General features: G+C 70.7%; 12 protein-coding genes, 3 tRNA genes and 2 pseudogenes. 8 read left to right on the forward strand and 9 right to left on the reverse strand.

Annotated elements, in window-relative coordinates; translation table 11 throughout:
* Nucleotides 1-20: 20 nt before the first annotated feature.
* Both ACIPSA_RS03200 and ACIPSA_RS03205 read left to right on the forward strand, forming a co-directional pair.
* Nucleotides 21-782 carry an SDR family NAD(P)-dependent oxidoreductase gene (locus ACIPSA_RS03200; RefSeq protein ID WP_402628205.1) on the forward strand — a complete coding sequence of 254 codons (762 nt, stop codon included), beginning with the start codon at nt 21-23 and terminating at the stop codon, nt 780-782.
* A gap of 44 nt (nt 783-826) precedes the next feature.
* On the forward strand, nt 827-994 hold the full coding sequence (locus ACIPSA_RS03205; protein WP_402628206.1) for a hypothetical protein: 168 nt from the start codon (nt 827-829) through the stop codon (nt 992-994).
* A gap of 229 nt (nt 995-1,223) precedes the next feature.
* On the opposite strand, the pseudogene ACIPSA_RS03210 reads toward ACIPSA_RS03205, so the two are convergent.
* Nucleotides 1,224-1,571: pseudogene (locus ACIPSA_RS03210) on the reverse strand (helix-turn-helix domain-containing protein); the annotation flags it as partial.
* 60 nt (nt 1,572-1,631) lie between these two features.
* On the opposite strand from ACIPSA_RS03210, the pseudogene ACIPSA_RS03215 reads away from it, so the two are divergent.
* Nucleotides 1,632-2,135 (forward strand): annotated as a pseudogene (locus tag ACIPSA_RS03215) (glycine-rich domain-containing protein).
* Nucleotides 2,136-2,158: 23 nt separating this feature from the next.
* Nucleotides 2,159-2,284, forward strand: a complete 126-nt coding sequence (locus ACIPSA_RS03220; protein ID WP_402628208.1) for a hypothetical protein — start codon at nt 2,159-2,161, stop codon at nt 2,282-2,284.
* 181 nt (nt 2,285-2,465) lie between these two features.
* Here the strand turns inward: ACIPSA_RS03220 and ACIPSA_RS03225 are convergent.
* From ACIPSA_RS03225 to ACIPSA_RS03235, 3 genes are all read right to left on the reverse strand, one after another.
* A tRNA-Ile gene (locus ACIPSA_RS03225) sits at nt 2,466-2,539 on the reverse strand.
* Nucleotides 2,540-2,707: 168 nt separating this feature from the next.
* Nucleotides 2,708-2,780: transfer RNA gene (locus tag ACIPSA_RS03230), tRNA-Asn, on the reverse strand.
* A gap of 5 nt (nt 2,781-2,785) precedes the next feature.
* Nucleotides 2,786-2,858 (reverse strand) — tRNA-Asn (locus ACIPSA_RS03235).
* 157 nt (nt 2,859-3,015) lie between these two features.
* Here ACIPSA_RS03235 and ACIPSA_RS03240 point away from each other — a divergent pair.
* The 4 genes from ACIPSA_RS03240 to ACIPSA_RS03255 all read left to right on the forward strand — a co-directional run bounded on the left by ACIPSA_RS03240 (nt 3,016) and on the right by ACIPSA_RS03255 (nt 8,796).
* A complete protein-coding gene (locus ACIPSA_RS03240) occupies nt 3,016-3,321 on the forward strand; it encodes a YtxH domain-containing protein (protein WP_402628210.1) in 306 nt (101 codons plus the stop codon).
* A gap of 193 nt (nt 3,322-3,514) precedes the next feature.
* Nucleotides 3,515-4,966 carry an FGGY-family carbohydrate kinase gene (locus ACIPSA_RS03245; RefSeq protein ID WP_402628212.1) on the forward strand — a complete coding sequence of 484 codons (1,452 nt, stop codon included), beginning with the start codon at nt 3,515-3,517 and terminating at the stop codon, nt 4,964-4,966.
* Between the two features lie 168 nt (nt 4,967-5,134).
* Nucleotides 5,135-6,868 (forward strand): ABC transporter ATP-binding protein, encoded by a 1,734-nt coding sequence (locus ACIPSA_RS03250; RefSeq protein ID WP_402628214.1) that lies wholly within the window; start codon nt 5,135-5,137, stop codon nt 6,866-6,868.
* Entirely contained in the window at nt 6,868-8,796 is a 1,929-nt protein-coding gene (locus ACIPSA_RS03255) for an ABC transporter ATP-binding protein (RefSeq protein ID WP_402628216.1), read from the forward strand. Before ACIPSA_RS03250 ends, ACIPSA_RS03255 begins: the two co-directional genes overlap by 1 nt.
* Before the next feature lie 49 nt (nt 8,797-8,845).
* Here ACIPSA_RS03255 and ACIPSA_RS03260 read toward each other — a convergent pair whose 3' ends face one another.
* The 5 genes from ACIPSA_RS03260 to ACIPSA_RS03280 all read right to left on the reverse strand — a co-directional run bounded on the left by ACIPSA_RS03260 (nt 8,846) and on the right by ACIPSA_RS03280 (nt 15,825).
* Nucleotides 8,846-10,153 carry an RNA polymerase sigma factor gene (locus ACIPSA_RS03260; protein ID WP_402628218.1) on the reverse strand — a complete coding sequence of 436 codons (1,308 nt, stop codon included), beginning with the start codon at nt 10,151-10,153 and terminating at the stop codon, nt 8,846-8,848.
* 104 nt (nt 10,154-10,257) lie between these two features.
* Nucleotides 10,258-12,168 (reverse strand): DNA primase, encoded by a 1,911-nt coding sequence (gene dnaG / locus ACIPSA_RS03265; RefSeq protein WP_402628220.1) that lies wholly within the window; start codon nt 12,166-12,168, stop codon nt 10,258-10,260.
* A gap of 47 nt (nt 12,169-12,215) precedes the next feature.
* Nucleotides 12,216-13,481, reverse strand: coding sequence for an NAD(P)/FAD-dependent oxidoreductase (locus tag ACIPSA_RS03270; RefSeq protein ID WP_402628222.1), 1,266 nt, complete (start codon nt 13,479-13,481; stop codon nt 12,216-12,218).
* A gap of 135 nt (nt 13,482-13,616) precedes the next feature.
* Nucleotides 13,617-14,906 carry a deoxyguanosinetriphosphate triphosphohydrolase gene (locus ACIPSA_RS03275; RefSeq protein ID WP_402628224.1) on the reverse strand — a complete coding sequence of 430 codons (1,290 nt, stop codon included), beginning with the start codon at nt 14,904-14,906 and terminating at the stop codon, nt 13,617-13,619.
* A gap of 145 nt (nt 14,907-15,051) precedes the next feature.
* Nucleotides 15,052-15,825: a sirohydrochlorin chelatase gene (locus ACIPSA_RS03280; protein WP_402628226.1), complete on the reverse strand. Its 774-nt coding sequence runs from the start codon at nt 15,823-15,825 to the stop codon at nt 15,052-15,054.
* Nucleotides 15,826-15,853 lie beyond the last annotated feature (28 nt).

Below are 15,853 nucleotides of genomic sequence, written 5' to 3' on the forward strand. Positions count from 1 at the left end.
TTCATCGAAAGGCTTGAACCATGACTCGTCGTCTTGAAGGAACCGTCGCCCTGGTCACCGGGGCCTCCAGCGGTATCGGCCATGCCACCGCCCTGGAGCTTTCCCGCGAGGGCGCCTCCGTGGCCCTGGTCGGCCGGCGCGAGGACCGGCTCACCGACCTCGCCGGAGAGATCACCACCGCCGGTGGTCAGGCCCTGGTGGTGCCAGCGGACATCACCGACGCGCAGGCCGCCGCGGAAGCGGTCGAGCGGACCGTCGAGGGCCTGGGCCGCCTGGACACCCTGGTCAACAATGCCGGCCTCATGCTGCTCGGGCCCGCCCCCGGCGCGGACCTGAACGACTGGCGGCGCATGATCGACATCAACCTCATGGGCCTGATGTACAGCACCCACGCGGCCGTCCCCCACCTGGTCAAGGCAGCCGCCGAAGCACCGCGGCGGGTCGCCGACATCGTCAACATCAGCTCACTCGCCGGCCGCGGCGCCTTCGCCATGTCCGCCGTGTACTGCGCCACCAAGTTCGGTGTCGGCGCCTTCAGCGAGTCGCTGCGCCAGGAACTGGCACGCCAGCACGTCCGCGTCTCCGTCGTCGAGCCGGGCAGTGTCGACACCGAACTGCGCACCCACAACCCCGACGTCATCCAGCAGCAGATCGGCGCCGCCCTGGGCGACATCGAGCGGCTGCAGAGCCAGGACATCGCCGACACCGTCGGCTACATCGTCACCCGCCCCCGCCACGTGGCCGTCGCCGAGCTCCTCGTCCGCCCCACCGAGCAGATCTGAACACCAGACCCTGCGGTCAACTGCGCGACAAGGACGGGTCCACGTTGCTGGCCAAGGCGCAGAACCTCGCCGACCTGCCGAACAAAGCACTGGCCCGGGCGAACCTCGGCCTCGCCCTGTACGCGCTGCTGACCGGCGCCGAGTTCACCGGCAACGTCACGGTCGACGGTGCGTTCACCGTCGGCGGCTCCTCAACCTTCAACGGTGGCTGATCGTGTCCGTATGGTCGGCTGGCGACTTCACCGGGACGCAACGCTCCTACTTCCGCCTGTCGTCGGACGCCCAGAACATTCAGGTGGCCGGGAAGATGGAGTTCGTCGACACCCTGTACGGCAGCACGAGGCACGTCCTGGACGGCGCAGCGAACAAGGTTGCGTTCTTCGGCGCAACCCCGGCGAGCAAGCCGACCGTGACCGACGCGAAGGGCGGCAACGCCGCGCCTGGCGTCACGCCGTTCAGCGGCCACGTCAGGACCTCGACGAGGTCCCGCCGCATTACCCATGCGCCGAGGGGGTTGTCGCCGGTGTGGCCCTCGTCCTCGAGGGCGCTCGCCAGCAGCACATCGGCTTCCAATGCCCGCTCAAGCGCTGCGAGCAAGGCCGGTGCTGTGCCCATCTGCAGGAGGCGGTGACGGTGTACGAGCATCTGCCCGACCGGTACGGCGGTCAGTGGCCGGCGTCCCGACTCCCACCCGGCCACGGTGTCGGCCGAGACGTGGAACGCCTCGGCGAGGCTGTCCTGGGTATGGCCCAGCTGTTCGCGTATGACCCGGAAGACGTACCCGGCGATGATGCCCGCGCGGCCCTTCCCGGGCGATCCCTGACCCTCGGTACCATACCTCCGGGACCCATGGACCCGCCCGACCCTCAGGGCATGCCCGCGCTCGCCCGGATGCTCATCACCGACGAGCGGTTCGCCAGCTGCCGCGGCACGGTGATGGACGCCAACCCGGACATGCCCGAGGAGATGGCCGGCCGGATCGTCGACGAGGCCCTGAAGTTCGTCGCGGCCTGCTCCCGCAACCCCGGCGTCGGCTTAGCGCCGTCGCGGATCGTTGACGAGGGCTGGCACGCGCTGATCCTGCACACCGCCATGTACGCCGAGCTGTGCGAGCGCCTCGGCGGTGAGTTCGTCCACCACTACCCGGGCTACGACCCGACGAACTACGACCCACCGATCCTCGACCGGACCCGCGAGAAGATCGCCGAACTCGGCTGGGAGGCGGACCCGGAGCTGTGAGGGCCGCCGTCCGACGAGACCCTCGTGTCGGTGGCGGCCAAGTGCCAGCACGCCCCGGAGTGCACCATCGTGATCACGCCGAAGCCGAAGCCAAAGCCCGACGGCGTGGTCTAGCCTCCCCGATGAAGGGAGGCCGCATGTCCGAGTGGATCGACCTGCGGTACGCGGACCTGGTGGCGGCGTGGAAGCGCGCGCAGAAGCCTCAGTCTCGTGACCCGGAGCCGAAGCCGGTGCGGGGATTCGTCATCCCGCCCAAGCCCTGAGGGCAGCACCCGCGGCCCCGGTCGGCACTTCGCTGGCCGGGGCCGCTCATGTCTTGATCGTCTGCCGTTCGGGCCAGCAGCGGGCCAGCTAGCGCTCTCTACCGTGTCGTTCCACGGATCGCCGGATGAGCGGGTGGATAGTCGGCGCAGATGAAAACGTTCCTGCGCCGACGGGCGAGGGTGGGGCGGGTGGGACTCGAACCCACGGCCGACGGATTATGAGTCCGCTGCTCTAACCGGCTGAGCTACCGCCCCATAGCGGCGTGTCGCGTACAAGTGTGCGCGCCGTCTGCCGCAGCATAGCCGCTCATACGATCTCCTGCTTCGGATGGTCGGCTTCACATGACCTTGAGGACTCCCCCCTGGGCCGGGCGGTTCCCGCGGACATGAAAAAGGACCCCGGTGGGGTCCTCGTTCAGCATGCTCCCCCGACTGGACTCGAACCAGTAACCTGCCGGTTAACAGCCGGCTGCTCTGCCAATTGAGCTACGGAGGACCGAGCTCCCCCGACTGGACTCGAACCAGTAACCTGCCGGTTAACAGCCGGCTGCTCTGCCAATTGAGCTACGGAGGAATGCCTCGTTGCATCGAACGTGCCTACCTGGGTATTCGCCAGGGGGCGCTCGCTCGCTGCGACACATACATTAGCGCAAGCAGGGGGGTGCTCCGCCAATCGGTTCCCCCGGCGCCGACGCCGCACCGGAGACCTACGCAAGGGAAGGGTGGCCGCCATGCGCTACCGGCTCACATTCATCGCCGGACTCGCCCTGGGTTACGTGCTCGGCACGAGGGCCGGACGCGAGCGCTACGAGCAGCTGAAGAAGTCCGCGCGGCAGGTCGCGCAGAACCCCGCGGTCCGCAACACCGCCGAGACGGCGGCCCAGCAGGGGCGCGTCCTGGCGGGCAGGGCCGCCCACGCGGTGGGCGAGAGGGTCAGCGATCACGTGCCCGACGCGGTGACCCAGCGGATGCGCGCCATGCGGGCGCACCACCCGAACGGCGCAGGCTCGGACGACTGGGGCACGAGCAACACCTAGCGGCACCTCTCAGCACCTCTCAGCGCCCTTTCGGCACCGGACACATCCGCGCCCCCAAGGGGCGCGGATGTGTCATATGCGGCTCCGCCGCGTGGGCGCGACCAGCCACGGACGACCCGTACCCACGAACGAACACGCAACCCGGCGACGCCTATGGCCAAACCGAGCGGAGCGGTACGGCAGAATTTTCGCCATGGGGATAGTCGCCGGGTTGGACAGCTCGCCCGATTTCACTCGCATCGTCGTCTGTGACGCGGACAGCGGAGCCGTGCTCCGGCAGGGCTATGCGCCGCACCCGGTGGACAGCCCCGAGGGCGGCCGCCTCTCCGACATCGATCCGCAGGCCTGGCTGCTGTCCCTGGGCGAGGCCGCCGGCGGCGGGCTCCTCGAGGGCGTGCAGGCGATCGGCGTCTCCGCGCAGCAGAACGCGGTCGTGCCGCTGGACGCGCAGGGCAACACCGTGCGGCCGGCCATGGTCGGCGGGGACAAGCGGGCGCAGGTCGCGGCGGCCGACCTGATCGACGCGCTCGGCGGACGCGAGGCGTGGGCGCAGGCGGTGGGCTCGGTACCGCAGGCGGCGCGGCCGGTGACCAAGCTGCGCTGGCTCGCCAAGAGCGAGCCCGAGAGCGCGCTGCGGACGGCGGTCCTGCTCCAGGCCCACGACTGGCTCGTCTGGCAGCTGCTCGGCCGGCCTGTGAGGAGGACCACTGACCGCGGCGGAGCCTCCAGCACCGGGTACTGGTCGGCGGCCACCGGTGCCTACCGTTCCGACCTGGTCGAGCTGGCGCTCGGTCACCAGGCCATGCTGCCGGAGGTGATCGGCCCCTCCGACGCGGCGGGTACGACGCCCGAGGGGCTGCTGATCTCCGCGGGGACCGGGGAGACCATGGCCGCCGCGTTCGGGCTCGGCCTCGGGCTCGGGGACGCGGTCGTCTCGCTCGGGGCCTCCGGGTCCGTGATGGCCGTGCATCCGGAGGCCCTCACCGACCAGACCGGCATGATCACCTCGCTGGCCGACGCCACCGGCATGCACCTGCCGGTCGTCACCACCCTGAACGCCGTACGGACCCTGCGGGGCACCGCCGAACTCCTCGGGCTGCCCGACCTGGAGAGCCTCTCCGACCTGGCGATGAAGTCCACGCCGGGGTCCCACGGGCTGGTCCTGCTGCCGTATCTGGAGGGCGAGCGGACGCCGAACCTGCCGCACACCGCCGGCACCCTGGCGGGTCTCAGGCGCGAGTCCATGAGGCCCGAACACCTGGCACGGGCCTCCTTCGAGGGCATGCTCTGCGGGCTCGCGGACGCGCTGGACGTGCTGCGCGGGCGCGGCGTGGACGTGCGGCGGGTCTTCCTGCTGGGGCAGGCCGCCGAGCTGTCCGCCGTGCAGGCCGCGGCGCCCATGCTCTTCGGCGCGCAGGTCGTCGTACCGCAGCCCGCCGACTACGCCGCGATCGGTGCCGCCCGCCAGGCGGCCTGGGCCCTCGGGGTCTCCCAGGGCACGCTCGACCCGCGTACCCCTCCGGCCTGGCAGGGCGCGGCGGCGCAGGTCCTGGACCCCGGCGACGAGCTGGCGGTGGGGCAGGCGGTGCGGCAGCAGTACGTGTCGGTGCGCGAACAGACCCATCCCGGGGCGTTCCGCTCGTAAGAGACTCACGAGAGACCGCGAAGAGACCCGCTGGGACCGCACTGGAGATCCGACATCGGGTTAATCAGTTGAGGTAACGCGGGTGGAGTGTCCGACGATAGGGGCCAGGGGCAACCAACGCGCCCCTACCGCCGACTCGCCCCTACCGCCGACTCCGAGAGACGTAGCGTGCTCATACGACTTCTGCGGACCTATCTCAGGCCCTACAAGAAATCCATCACGATCCTGGTGCTGCTGCAGTTCCTGCAGACCTGCGCCACCCTCTATCTGCCCACGCTGAACGCGGACATCATCGACCACGGTGTCGTGAAGGGTGACACCGGCTACATCCTGTCCTTCGGCGTCCTGATGATCGGCATCTCGCTGGCGCAGGTCGTGTGCAACATCGGCGCCGTGTACTACGGCGCGAAGACCGCGTCGGCGCTCGGCCGGGACGTCCGGGCGGCCGTCTTCGACCGGGTGCAGTCCTTCTCCGCCCGGGAGGTCGGCCACTTCGGCGCGCCCTCCCTCATCACCCGTACGACCAATGACGTCCAGCAGGTCCAGATGCTGGCCCTGATGACGTTCACGCTGATGGTGTCGGCGCCCATCATGTGTGTGGGCGGCATCGTCCTGGCCCTCGGCCTGGACGTCCCGCTGTCCGGGGTACTGGTGGCGGTCGTACCGGTGCTGGGCATCTCCGTGACGCTGATCGTGCGCCGGCTGCGCCCGCTGTTCCGGTCCATGCAGGTGCGCCTGGACACGGTGAACCGGGTGCTGCGCGAACAGATCACCGGCAACCGGGTGATCCGCGCCTTCGTCCGGGACGAGTACGAGCAGGGCCGGTTCGGCAAGGCGAACGGCGATCTCACCGAGATGCAGCTGGCCACCGGCCGGATGCTCGCGCTGATGTTCCCGATCGTGATGACGGTGGTGAACCTGTCGTCGATCGCGGTCGTCTGGTTCGGCGCGCACCGCATCGACAGCGGCCAGATGGCGATCGGCGACCTGACCGCGTTCCTCGCCTATCTGATGCAGATCGTCATGGCTGTGATGATGGCCACCTTCATGTTCATGATGGTGCCGCGCGCGGAGGTGTGCGCCGAGCGCATCCAGGAGGTTCTGGACACCGAGAGCAGTGTGGTGCCCCCGGCCGCGCCCGTCACCGAGCTGCGCCGCCACGGCCATCTGGAGATCCGCGGCGGCGGCTTCTGCTACCCGGGTGCCGAGGAGCCGGTGCTGAAGTCCGTCGACCTGGTGGCCCGGCCGGGCGAGACGACCGCCGTGATCGGGTCCACCGGCAGCGGCAAGTCCACGCTGCTCGGACTGGTCCCCCGACTGTTCGACGCGACCGACGGCGAGGTGCTGGTCGACGGCGTGGACGTGGCGAGCGTCGACCCCGTGCTGCTCGCGAAGACCGTCGGGCTGGTCCCGCAGAAGCCGTACCTGTTCGCGGGCACGGTGGCCACCAATCTGCGCTACGGCAATCCGGACGCCACCGACGAGGATCTCTGGCACGCGCTGGAGGTCGCGCAGGCCGAGGACTTCGTGCGGAAGCTGGAGGGCGGTCTGAACGCCCCGATCGCCCAGGGCGGCACCAATGTCTCCGGCGGTCAGCGCCAGCGCCTGGCCATCGCCCGCACCCTCGTGCAGCGCCCGGAGATCTACCTGTTCGACGACTCCTTCTCCGCGCTCGACTACGCCACCGACGCGGCCCTGCGCAGCGCGCTCGCCCAGGAGACCGCCGAGGCGACCGTGGTGATCGTCGCCCAGCGCGTGGCGACCATCCGGGACGCCGACCGGATCGTGGTGCTGGACGAGGGGCGGGTCGTCGGCACCGGCCGGCACCACGAGCTCATGGCGGACAACGAGACGTATCGGGAGATCGTGCTCTCCCAGCTGACGGAAGCGGAGGCCGCCTGATGGCAGGGCCCATGGGACGCATGATGGCCGGGGGCGGCCCCGACCAGCGCTCGATGGACTTCAAGGGATCGGGCAAACGGCTCGTCGCCCGGTTCAAGCCCGAACGGCTGACCATCTACGCGCTGCTGCTGTGCGTCGTCGTCAGCGTGACCCTGAGCGTCATCGGCCCGAAGATCCTCGGCAGGGCCACCGACCTGGTCTTCGCGGGCATCATCGGCCGGCAGATGCCGGCCGGGGCCACCAAGGAGCAGGTCCTCGACTCCATGCACCGGCGGGGTCAGGGCTCCGTCGCGGACATGCTCAAGAGCACCGACTTCACCCCCGGCAAGGGCATCGACTTCGACGCCGTCGGGCACGTGCTGCTGTTCGCGCTGGGCACCTTCCTCGTCGCCGGCCTGCTGATGGCGGTGGCTACGCGGCTGGTCAACCGGGCCGTGAACCGCACGATGTACCGGATGCGCGAGGACGTGCAGACGAAGCTGTCGCGGCTGCCGCTGTCGTACTTCGACAAGCGCCAGCGCGGCGAGGTGCTCTCCCGGGCCACCAACGACATCGACAACATCGGCCAGACGCTCCAGCAGTCGATGGGCCAGCTCATCAACTCGGTGCTCACCATCATCGGTGTGCTGGTGATGATGTTCTGGGTGTCGTGGCTGCTGGCCCTGGTCGCCCTGGTCACCGTCCCGCTGTCGTTCGTCGTGGCGACCCGTGTCGGCAAGCGCTCGCAGCCGCACTTCGTGCAGCAGTGGCGCTCCACCGGCAAGCTGAACGCGCACGTCGAGGAGATGTACACCGGGCACACCCTGGTGAAGGTGTTCGGCCGGCAGCAGGAGTCGGCGAAGCAGTTCGCCGAGCAGAACGACGCGCTGTACGAGGCCGGGTTCAAGGCGCAGTTCAACAGCGGCGTGATGCAGCCGCTGATGATGTTCGTGTCGAACCTGAACTATGTGCTCGTCGCCGTGGTGGGCGGTCTGCGGGTGGCGTCCGGCGCGCTGTCGATCGGTGACGTGCAGGCCTTCATCCAGTACTCGCGGCAGTTCTCGATGCCGCTGACCCAGGTCGCCTCGATGGCCAACCTGGTGCAGTCGGGCGTCGCTTCGGCCGAGCGGATCTTCGAACTCCTGGACGCGGAGGAGCAGGAGGCGGACCCGGTGCCCGGCGAGCGGCCGGCGGAGCTGCGCGGGCGCGTGGCGCTGGAGCACGTGTCGTTCCGGTACGACCCCGAGAAGCCGCTGATCGAGGACCTGTCGCTGAAGGTGGAGCCGGGCCACACGGTCGCGATCGTCGGCCCGACCGGCGCGGGCAAGACCACGCTGGTCAACCTGCTGATGCGGTTCTACGACGTGTCCGGCGGGCGGATCACGCTCGACGGCGTCGACATCCGCAGGATGTCCCGGAACGAACTCCGGGCCGGGATCGGCATGGTGCTGCAGGACACCTGGCTGTTCGGCGGCACGATCGCGGAAAACATCGCGTACGGCGCCGCACGCGAGGTCACCCGGGGCGAGATCGAGGAGGCGGCGCGGGCGGCCCACGCCGACCGCTTCATCCGTACCCTGCCCGACGGCTACGACACCGTGATCGACGACGAGGGCACGGGCGTCAGCGCCGGCGAGAAGCAGCTCATCACCATCGCGCGGGCGTTTCTGTCCGACCCGGTGATCCTGGTGCTCGACGAGGCGACCAGCTCCGTCGACACCCGTACCGAGGTGCTGATCCAGAAGGCGATGGCCAAGCTGGCTCACGGGCGGACGTCGTTCGTCATCGCGCACCGGCTGTCGACGATCCGGGACGCCGACACGATCCTGGTGATGGAGAACGGCTCGATCGTCGAACAGGGCGCCCACGCGGAGCTGCTGGCCGCGGACGGTGCCTATGCGCGGCTGTACAAGGCGCAGTTCGCGCAGGCGGTCGCCGAGGTCGACTGAGCGGGTTCGTACCGCCGGGGGCCGCTCGCCGTGGGGTGAGCGGCCCCTTTCAGTCCAGGTAGCCCCGCAGCTGGTCGGCGAACGCGTGGTCGCGGAGCTTGCTCAGCGTCTTCGACTCGATCTGCCGGATCCGTTCCCGGGTGACCCCGAAGATGCGCCCTATCTCCTCCAGGGTGCGGGGACGGCCGTCGGCGAGTCCGTACCGCAGCTGCACGACCTTGCGCTCCCGCTCCCCCAGGGTCGACAGCACGGCCTCCAGATGCTCCCTGAGCAGCAGGAAGGCGGCCGACTCCACGGGGCTGGTGGCGTCACCGTCCTCGATGAGGTCGCCGAGGGCGACGTCGTCCTCCTCGCCCACGGGCGCGTGCAGCGAGACGGGCTCCTGGGCGAGCCGCAGTACCTCGCTGACCCGCTCGGGCGGCAGGTCGAGGTGGGCGGCGACCTCGTCCGGGGTCGGCTCGTAGCCGCGCTCCTGGAGCATCCGGCGCTGCACGCGCACGACCCGGTTGATGAGCTCGACGACGTGTACGGGCACGCGGATCGTACGGGCCTGGTCGGCCAGGGCACGGGACATGGCCTGCCGGATCCACCAGGTGGCGTAGGTGGAGAACTTGTAGCCGCGGGCGTAGTCGAACTTCTCGACGGCCCGGATGAGCCCCAGGTTGCCCTCCTGGACCAGGTCCAGCATGGTCAGCCCGCGCCCGACGTACCGCTTGGCGACGGAGACCACGAGCCGGAGATTGGCCTCGATGAGCCGGCGCTTGGCCATCCGTCCCATGACGACCAGCTTGTCCAGGTCGAGGGCGAGCCGGTCGTCCAGACCCGGGGTGTTGCCGAGCTTCTCCTCGGCGAACAGCCCGGCCTCGACCCGGCGGGCGAGTTCGACCTCCTCCGCCGCGGTGAGCAGCGGGATACGGCCGATCTCGCGCAGGTACTGCCGGAACAGGTCCGAGGAGGGGCCGCCGGTCTCGGTGCGGGCGGCGGCGGGCGGTTCGGCGGGCTCGGGGGCCTCTGCGGCCAGCGCCTCGGCGGGTGGTTCCGCCGGTTCGGACGGGCCCTCCGGCTCCGTCTCGGGGTGCAGTGCGGCACGGCTCTGCGGGGGCACGGCCGCGAAGACGTCGGTCTCGTCGTCCGCACCGGCGGCAGACTCGTCCGTCGTGCCGCTGTCGGTCTGGGTGAGGGTCTGGGTCTGCACGGGGGCGACCTCCAGGATGATCGCTGCCAAGGTGTACGACAGCGGTACTTCGGGGACGGAGTCGACGGCCTCGCCGCTGTCCGTCCCGTACGCGATGAGCGGAACAGCGGGGGTGTAGGACCCGTGGGGGACGGGTCGGCCGCGCTCCGAGGACTCAGGCACCGGAACCCAGTGTGGGGTAAGACACATCGCCGCCACGAGGGGCGTGCGGTGACTTTTTGCGTCCGGTCCGTGACCGCGTGGTTACCTTGGCGTACGCGAACCGCTCACAGAGCGGCCGCGCCCTGCTCACGCAGCGCTTGACCGTACTGCTGCAACACCCACAACTCGTTCTGCACGGCGGCCAGATGGGCGGGGTCGCCGCCCGTGCCGAGGCGGGTGAGGGTGATCTGGACTTCGTGGATGCGGCGGTCCACGGCTCGGCGGCGGACCCAGACGAGCTGTTCGCCCGCGTAGTTCTCGTCGACCGTGCGACGCATGATCGCCTCGACGGCCAGTTCGGTGACCATCGCGCGGACGGTGTCGTCGGGGGCCGCCTCGCGGACGCGGACCAGGTACTCCTGCGGGTCCTGCGTGCCGTACTCCGCGCCGCCCGCGTCCATGACGGCCTGGCGTACGGCCGCGTACGGCGCGGCGGTGAATTCGTCGATGCCGTACGCGTCGAACGCCGGGGACACCAACTCCGGGCGCTGGAGGGCCAGTTTGAGGAGCTCGCGCTCGGTGGCATACACCGGGTTGCGGAGGTTCAGGGCCGGGCCGGAGGCCGTGCCGCGGGCGGACGCCGCCGCCTCGTACTGCTGCGGGCCGCGGGCGGCCGGTGCCGGGCCCCTGCCGCTGCCGCGTTCACGTGCCCAACGGGCCAGCTGGGCGACCCGCTTGACCACGAACTGGGTGTCCAGGATGCCGAGCATCCCGGCGAGCTCGACCGCGACCTCGTGCTGGGCGCCGCTGTTCTTGATGCGGGCGACGATCGGGGCGGCCTCGTCCAGGGCGGCCGCCCGGCCCGCCGGGGTGTCCAGGTCGTAGCGGCTCACGATGTGGCGGAGGGCGAACTCGAAGAGCGGGGTTCGGGGTTCGGCCAGGTCGGCGACCGCCTCGTCGCCCTTGGCCAGGCGCAGATCGCAGGGGTCCATGCCGTCGGGCGCGATCGCGATGTACGTCTCGGCGGCGAACTTCTGGTCGTCCTCGAAGGCGCGCAGGGCCGCCTTCTGGCCGGCCGCGTCTCCGTCGAAGGTGAAGATCACGCGGGCGCTGCCGTTGTCCATCAGCAGCCGGCGGAGGATCTTGATGTGGTCGCCGCCGAACGCCGTGCCGCAGGTGGCGATGGCGGTGGTCACGCCGGCCAGGTGGCAGGCCATGACGTCCGTGTAGCCCTCGACGACGACCGCGCGGCTGGACTTCGCGATGTGCTGCTTGGCGAGGTCGATGCCGTACAGGACCTGGGACTTCTTGTAGATCGCCGTCTCGGGTGTGTTGAGGTACTTGGGACCGTTGTCCGCCTCGTACAGCTTGCGGGCGCCGAAGCCCACCACCTCGCCGCCGATGTCCCGGATCGGCCACATCAGGCGGCCGCGGAAGCGGTCGATGGGGCCGCGGCGGCCCTCCTGGGAGAGGCCGGAGAGGAGCAGTTCCTTGTCGGTGAAGCCCTTGCCGCGCAGGTAGCGGGTGAGGTGGTCCCAGCCCTGGGGGCTGTAGCCGACGCCGAAGTGGACGGCGGCGGCCTGGTCGAAGCCGCGCTCGGCCAGGAAGACCCGGCCGGTCTCGGCCTCGGGGCTGGTGGCGAGCTGCTCGGCGTACCACTGTGCGGCGATCTTGTGCGCCTCGACCAGGCGGATCCGCTCGCCGCGCTGGTGGGCCGGGTTGTATCCGCCCTCCTCGTAGCGCAGCGTGATGCCGGCCTGGGCGGCGAGGCGCTCGACCGCCTCCGAGAAGGAGAGGTGGTCGACCTTCATCACGAACGTGAGGGTGTCGCCGCCCTCCTGGCAGCCGAAGCAGTGGAAGAGTCCCTTGCTCGGGCTGACCTGGAAGGACGGCGACTTCTCGTCGTGGAACGGGCAGAGGCCCTTGAGGTTGCCGCCGCCCGCGTTGCGCAGCTGGAGGTACTCGGACACAACGGCGTCGATCGGGACCGCGTCCCGTACCGCCTTCACGTCCTCGTCGTTGATCCGTCCTGCCACGCGTGAATTCTACGGGGGTGGAGTGACAGCGGCGGCTCCCGGAGAGATCAGGAACCGAGGTTGTCGAGGGGTACGTGCGGGTCCGCGAGGGCCTCGGTGTTCACCCGGGCCCCGGAACGGATGAGATTCTGGATCGGCTCTGTGACGTCCCACACATTCACGTTCATTCCGGCCAGCACCCTCCCGTCCTTCACCCAGAACGCGATGAACTCCCGCTTGCCGGCGTCCCCGCGGATCACGACCTCGTCGTACGACCCCGGAGGCGCCCAGCCGCTGTACTCCATCCCCAGGTCGTACTGGTCGGTGAAGAAGTAGGGCACGCGGTCGTAGGTGACGTCCTTGCCGAGCATCGCGCGGGCCGCCGCCGGACCGCCGTTCAGGGCGTTCGCCCAGTGCTCCACCCTGAGGCGCGTGCCGAAGAGGTTGTGCGGGAAGGAGGCGACGTCGCCGGCCGCGTGGATGTCGGGGTCGGAGGTGCGCAGCCGCTCGTCGACCGCGATGCCGCCGCCCTGCGCCCGGTCGGTGAGCTCCAGTCCCGCCGCCTCCGCGAGGCCGATGCGGGGGGCCGCGCCGATGGCCGCGAGGACGGCGTGCGCCGGGTGCTCCTCGCCGTCGTCGGTGCGGACCGCGAGGACCATGCCGTCCTGGCCGACGATCTCGGTGAGCCGGACGCCGAAGCGGAAGCGGACGCCGTGCTCGCGGTGCAGCTCGGCGAAGACGTTGCCGAGCTCGGGGCCGAGGGCGTTGTGCAGCGGGGTCGGGTGCGGCTCGATGACCGTGACCTCCGCGCCGTACTCACGGGCGGCCGCCGCCACCTCCAGTCCGATCCAGCCGCCGCCCGCGATCACCAGGTGGCCGTTGTCCCGGCCGAGGGCGGTGAGGACGCCCTTGAGGCGCTCGGCGTGGGCGAGGCGGCGCAGGTGGTGGACGCCCACGAGGCCGGTGCCGGGGATGTCGAGACGGCGGGGCTCGGCGCCGGTGGCGAGAAGCAGCTTGTCGTAGCGGACGAGGGTGCCGTCGTCGCCGAAGCGCACCGTCTTCGCCGAGCGGTCGATCGCGTCTACGGTCTGGCCGAGGTGCAGCTCGACGTCGTTCTGCGCGTACCAGGCGGGCTCGTGCACGAAGACGCTGTCGCGCTCCTCCTTGCCGAGCAGGTAGCCCTTGGACAGCGGCGGGCGTTCGTACGGGTGTTCGCGTTCGTCGCAGATCAGTATCACCCGGCCGGTGAAGCCCTCGGCACGGAGCGTCTCGGCCGCCTTCGCACCGGCCAGCCCTCCTCCGACGATGACGAACGTCTGATCCGCGTCGACCACTTGATGCCTCCTCGTAAGGGTGCCGCCACATGGGAGCGTCCCGCACACAGCGTGGTGCGGGAAGAGGGAGTGACCCGATCAGGCCACGGAGGGTCACGTCACTGTCACATGTACCTCGTCAGTCTCACGTGTCGGTCACATGCGCCCCGTCAGGCGCGCGTGGAGCGAGCGGGCGGAGGCGTCGGTCAGGGAGGCGATCTGGTCGACGATCACGCGTTTGCGCGCGTGGTCGTCGGGTGCCCCGTCGAACAGGGAGCGAAACTGCGGATCAAGACCGTCGGGGGCGCGGACGGTCAGCGCCTCGGCGAGTTCGGCGACGACGACCCGCTGGTCGGCGCGGAGCCGCTCCTGCTCGGCCCGCTGCATCACGTACCGGTCGGCGACCGCCTTGAGGACCGCGCACTCCATGCGGGTGGCTCGCGGTACGACGAGTTCGGCGCCGTAGCGAGTGAGGCGGCCGCCGCCGTACGCGGCACGCGTGGCGCTCTCGGCGGCCAGGCAGAAGCGGCCGATGAGCTGGCTGGTGGCGTCCTTGAGGCGGGCCTGGGCGACCGCCGTGCCGTCGTACCCGTGCGGCCACCACTCCTGGTCCTGGAGCCGGTCGAGGGCCTCGGCGAGTTCGGCCGGGTCGGTGTCCGCCGGGACGTACCGGCCGACGGCGACCTCGAAGACCGCCTGCCGTTCCGGCTCGGCGTGCAGGCAGTTGGGGTCGATGTGGCCGGCGTGCAGGCCGTCCTCTACGTCGTGCACCGAGTACGCCACGTCGTCGGCCCAGTCCATCACCTGGGCCTCGAAGCACGTGCGCGTGCCGGGGGCCTCCTTGCGGACCCAGTCGAAGACGGGCCGGTCGTCCTCGTACACGCCGAACTTGGGTGACCCGGCGTCGGTGGGGTGGGCGCCGCGCGGCCAGGGGTACTTGGTGGCGGCGTCCAGGGCGGCGCGGGTGAGGTTGAGGCCGACGGAGCCCTCGGCGGTGAAGCGCTTGGGCTCGATGCGGGTGAGGAGCCTGAGGGACTGGGCGTTGCCCTCGAAGCCGCCGCAGTCCTCCGCGAACTCGTTGAGAGCCTGTTCGCCGTTGTGACCGAAGGGCGGGTGGCCGAGGTCGTGGGAGAGGCAGGCGGCTTCGACGAGGTCGGGGTCGCAGCCGAGGGCCGCGCCGAGCTCGCGGCCGACCTGGGCGCACTCCAGGGAGTGGGTCAGCCGTGTTCTGGGACTGGCGTCCCAGGCCTGGCTGCGCGTTCCCGGGGTGACCACCTGCGTCTTGCCCGCGAGGCGGCGGAGCGCCGCGCTGTGCAGGATGCGGGCGCGGTCGCGCTGGAAGGCGGTGCGGCCTGGGCGTTTGTCGGGCTCGGGCGCCCAGCGTTCGACTGACGTCGGGTCGTACTCGGTGGGGGGTGCGGTGCCGGTACCTGCGGTGCCTTCCATGGTTCGACATTAAGCGTCGGCAGTGACAATTGGGTGTTGATGGGTGCCTATTCGTCTGCCGCGTTTTGTCGGTTTGCGCGTGCGGGTCGTCTGTGGCTTGTCGCGCCCACGCGGCGGAGCCGCATATCGACGCAGCCCCGCGCCCCTAGGCAGCTGTCGTCGCCGGTGCCGCCAAGGTCTGGTCGTAGCGGTGGAGGATCAGGCGGGCCATGGCCGGGTGGGCGCCCAGGGGGGCCGACGCGATCCAGGGAGCCGCCTCGGCGCACTGGGTGGCGAAACGGCCCGGGGCCGTGAAGCAGGACGCCACGGCGATGCGGTGGCGGCCTCGGGCGGTCAGGGAGCGTACGGCGGTGGCGACGGTCGGCGTCGCGGCGGAGGCGTAGGCGGGGACCACGGGCACGCCCAGGCGCTCGGCGAGGAGGCGGGCGGTACGGCGGGTGTCGGCGGCGGAGTCGGGGTCGCGGGACCCGGCCGCGGCGAGGACGACGGCGCCGGAGCGGCGGGTGGCGGCGTCGGGCGCGGTGCTCCAGCCGGCCTCGACGAGGCGGGCGTACAGGGTCTCCACGAGGAGCGGGTGCGGACCGAGCGGGGCGGCCACGCGCGCGCGTGCCTCGGCGGCGGCCGCCATCTCGGGGATGTCCTGCTTGACGTGGTAGCCGCGGCTGAGCAGCAGCGGTACGAGGACGGCGGAGGCGTCGCCGAGGGCGGCGAGGGTGTAGGGGAGCAGAGGCTCGTTGAGCTCGATGTGCCCGAGGTGCACGGGCAGGCCGGGGCGCAGCTCCCGTACCCGCTCCATGAGCATGCGGACGGTGTTCAGCGCGCGCGGGTCCCGGCTGCCGTGCGCCACGAGGACGAGAGCGGGCGGGGCCGGGCGGCGCCTGCCGCTGAGCGGGACGAGGGAAGGGTTCGACACCGTCATGCAAGGATCCTGGCGGCGGGACGTTGCG

It is taken from the genome of Streptomyces sp. NPDC086549, assembly GCF_044746205.1.
Classification (GTDB): domain Bacteria; phylum Actinomycetota; class Actinomycetes; order Streptomycetales; family Streptomycetaceae; genus Streptomyces.

What these genes read in the sequence shown, in the direction of transcription:
- ACIPSA_RS03245 (WP_402628212.1), top strand. Translation starts at nt 3,515, where the DNA reads ATGGGGATAGTCGCCGGGTTGGACAGCTCGCCCGATTTCACTCGCATC.
- ACIPSA_RS03280 (WP_402628226.1), bottom strand. Translation starts at nt 15,825, where the DNA reads ATGACGGTGTCGAACCCTTCCCTCGTCCCGCTCAGCGGCAGGCGCCGC.
- ACIPSA_RS03255 (WP_402628216.1), top strand. Translation starts at nt 6,868, where the DNA reads ATGGCAGGGCCCATGGGACGCATGATGGCCGGGGGCGGCCCCGACCAG.
- ACIPSA_RS03200 (WP_402628205.1), top strand. Translation starts at nt 21, where the DNA reads ATGACTCGTCGTCTTGAAGGAACCGTCGCCCTGGTCACCGGGGCCTCC.
- ACIPSA_RS03220 (WP_402628208.1), top strand. Translation starts at nt 2,159, where the DNA reads ATGTCCGAGTGGATCGACCTGCGGTACGCGGACCTGGTGGCGGCGTGG.
- ACIPSA_RS03275 (WP_402628224.1), bottom strand. Translation starts at nt 14,906, where the DNA reads ATGGAAGGCACCGCAGGTACCGGCACCGCACCCCCCACCGAGTACGAC.
- ACIPSA_RS03240 (WP_402628210.1), top strand. Translation starts at nt 3,016, where the DNA reads ATGCGCTACCGGCTCACATTCATCGCCGGACTCGCCCTGGGTTACGTG.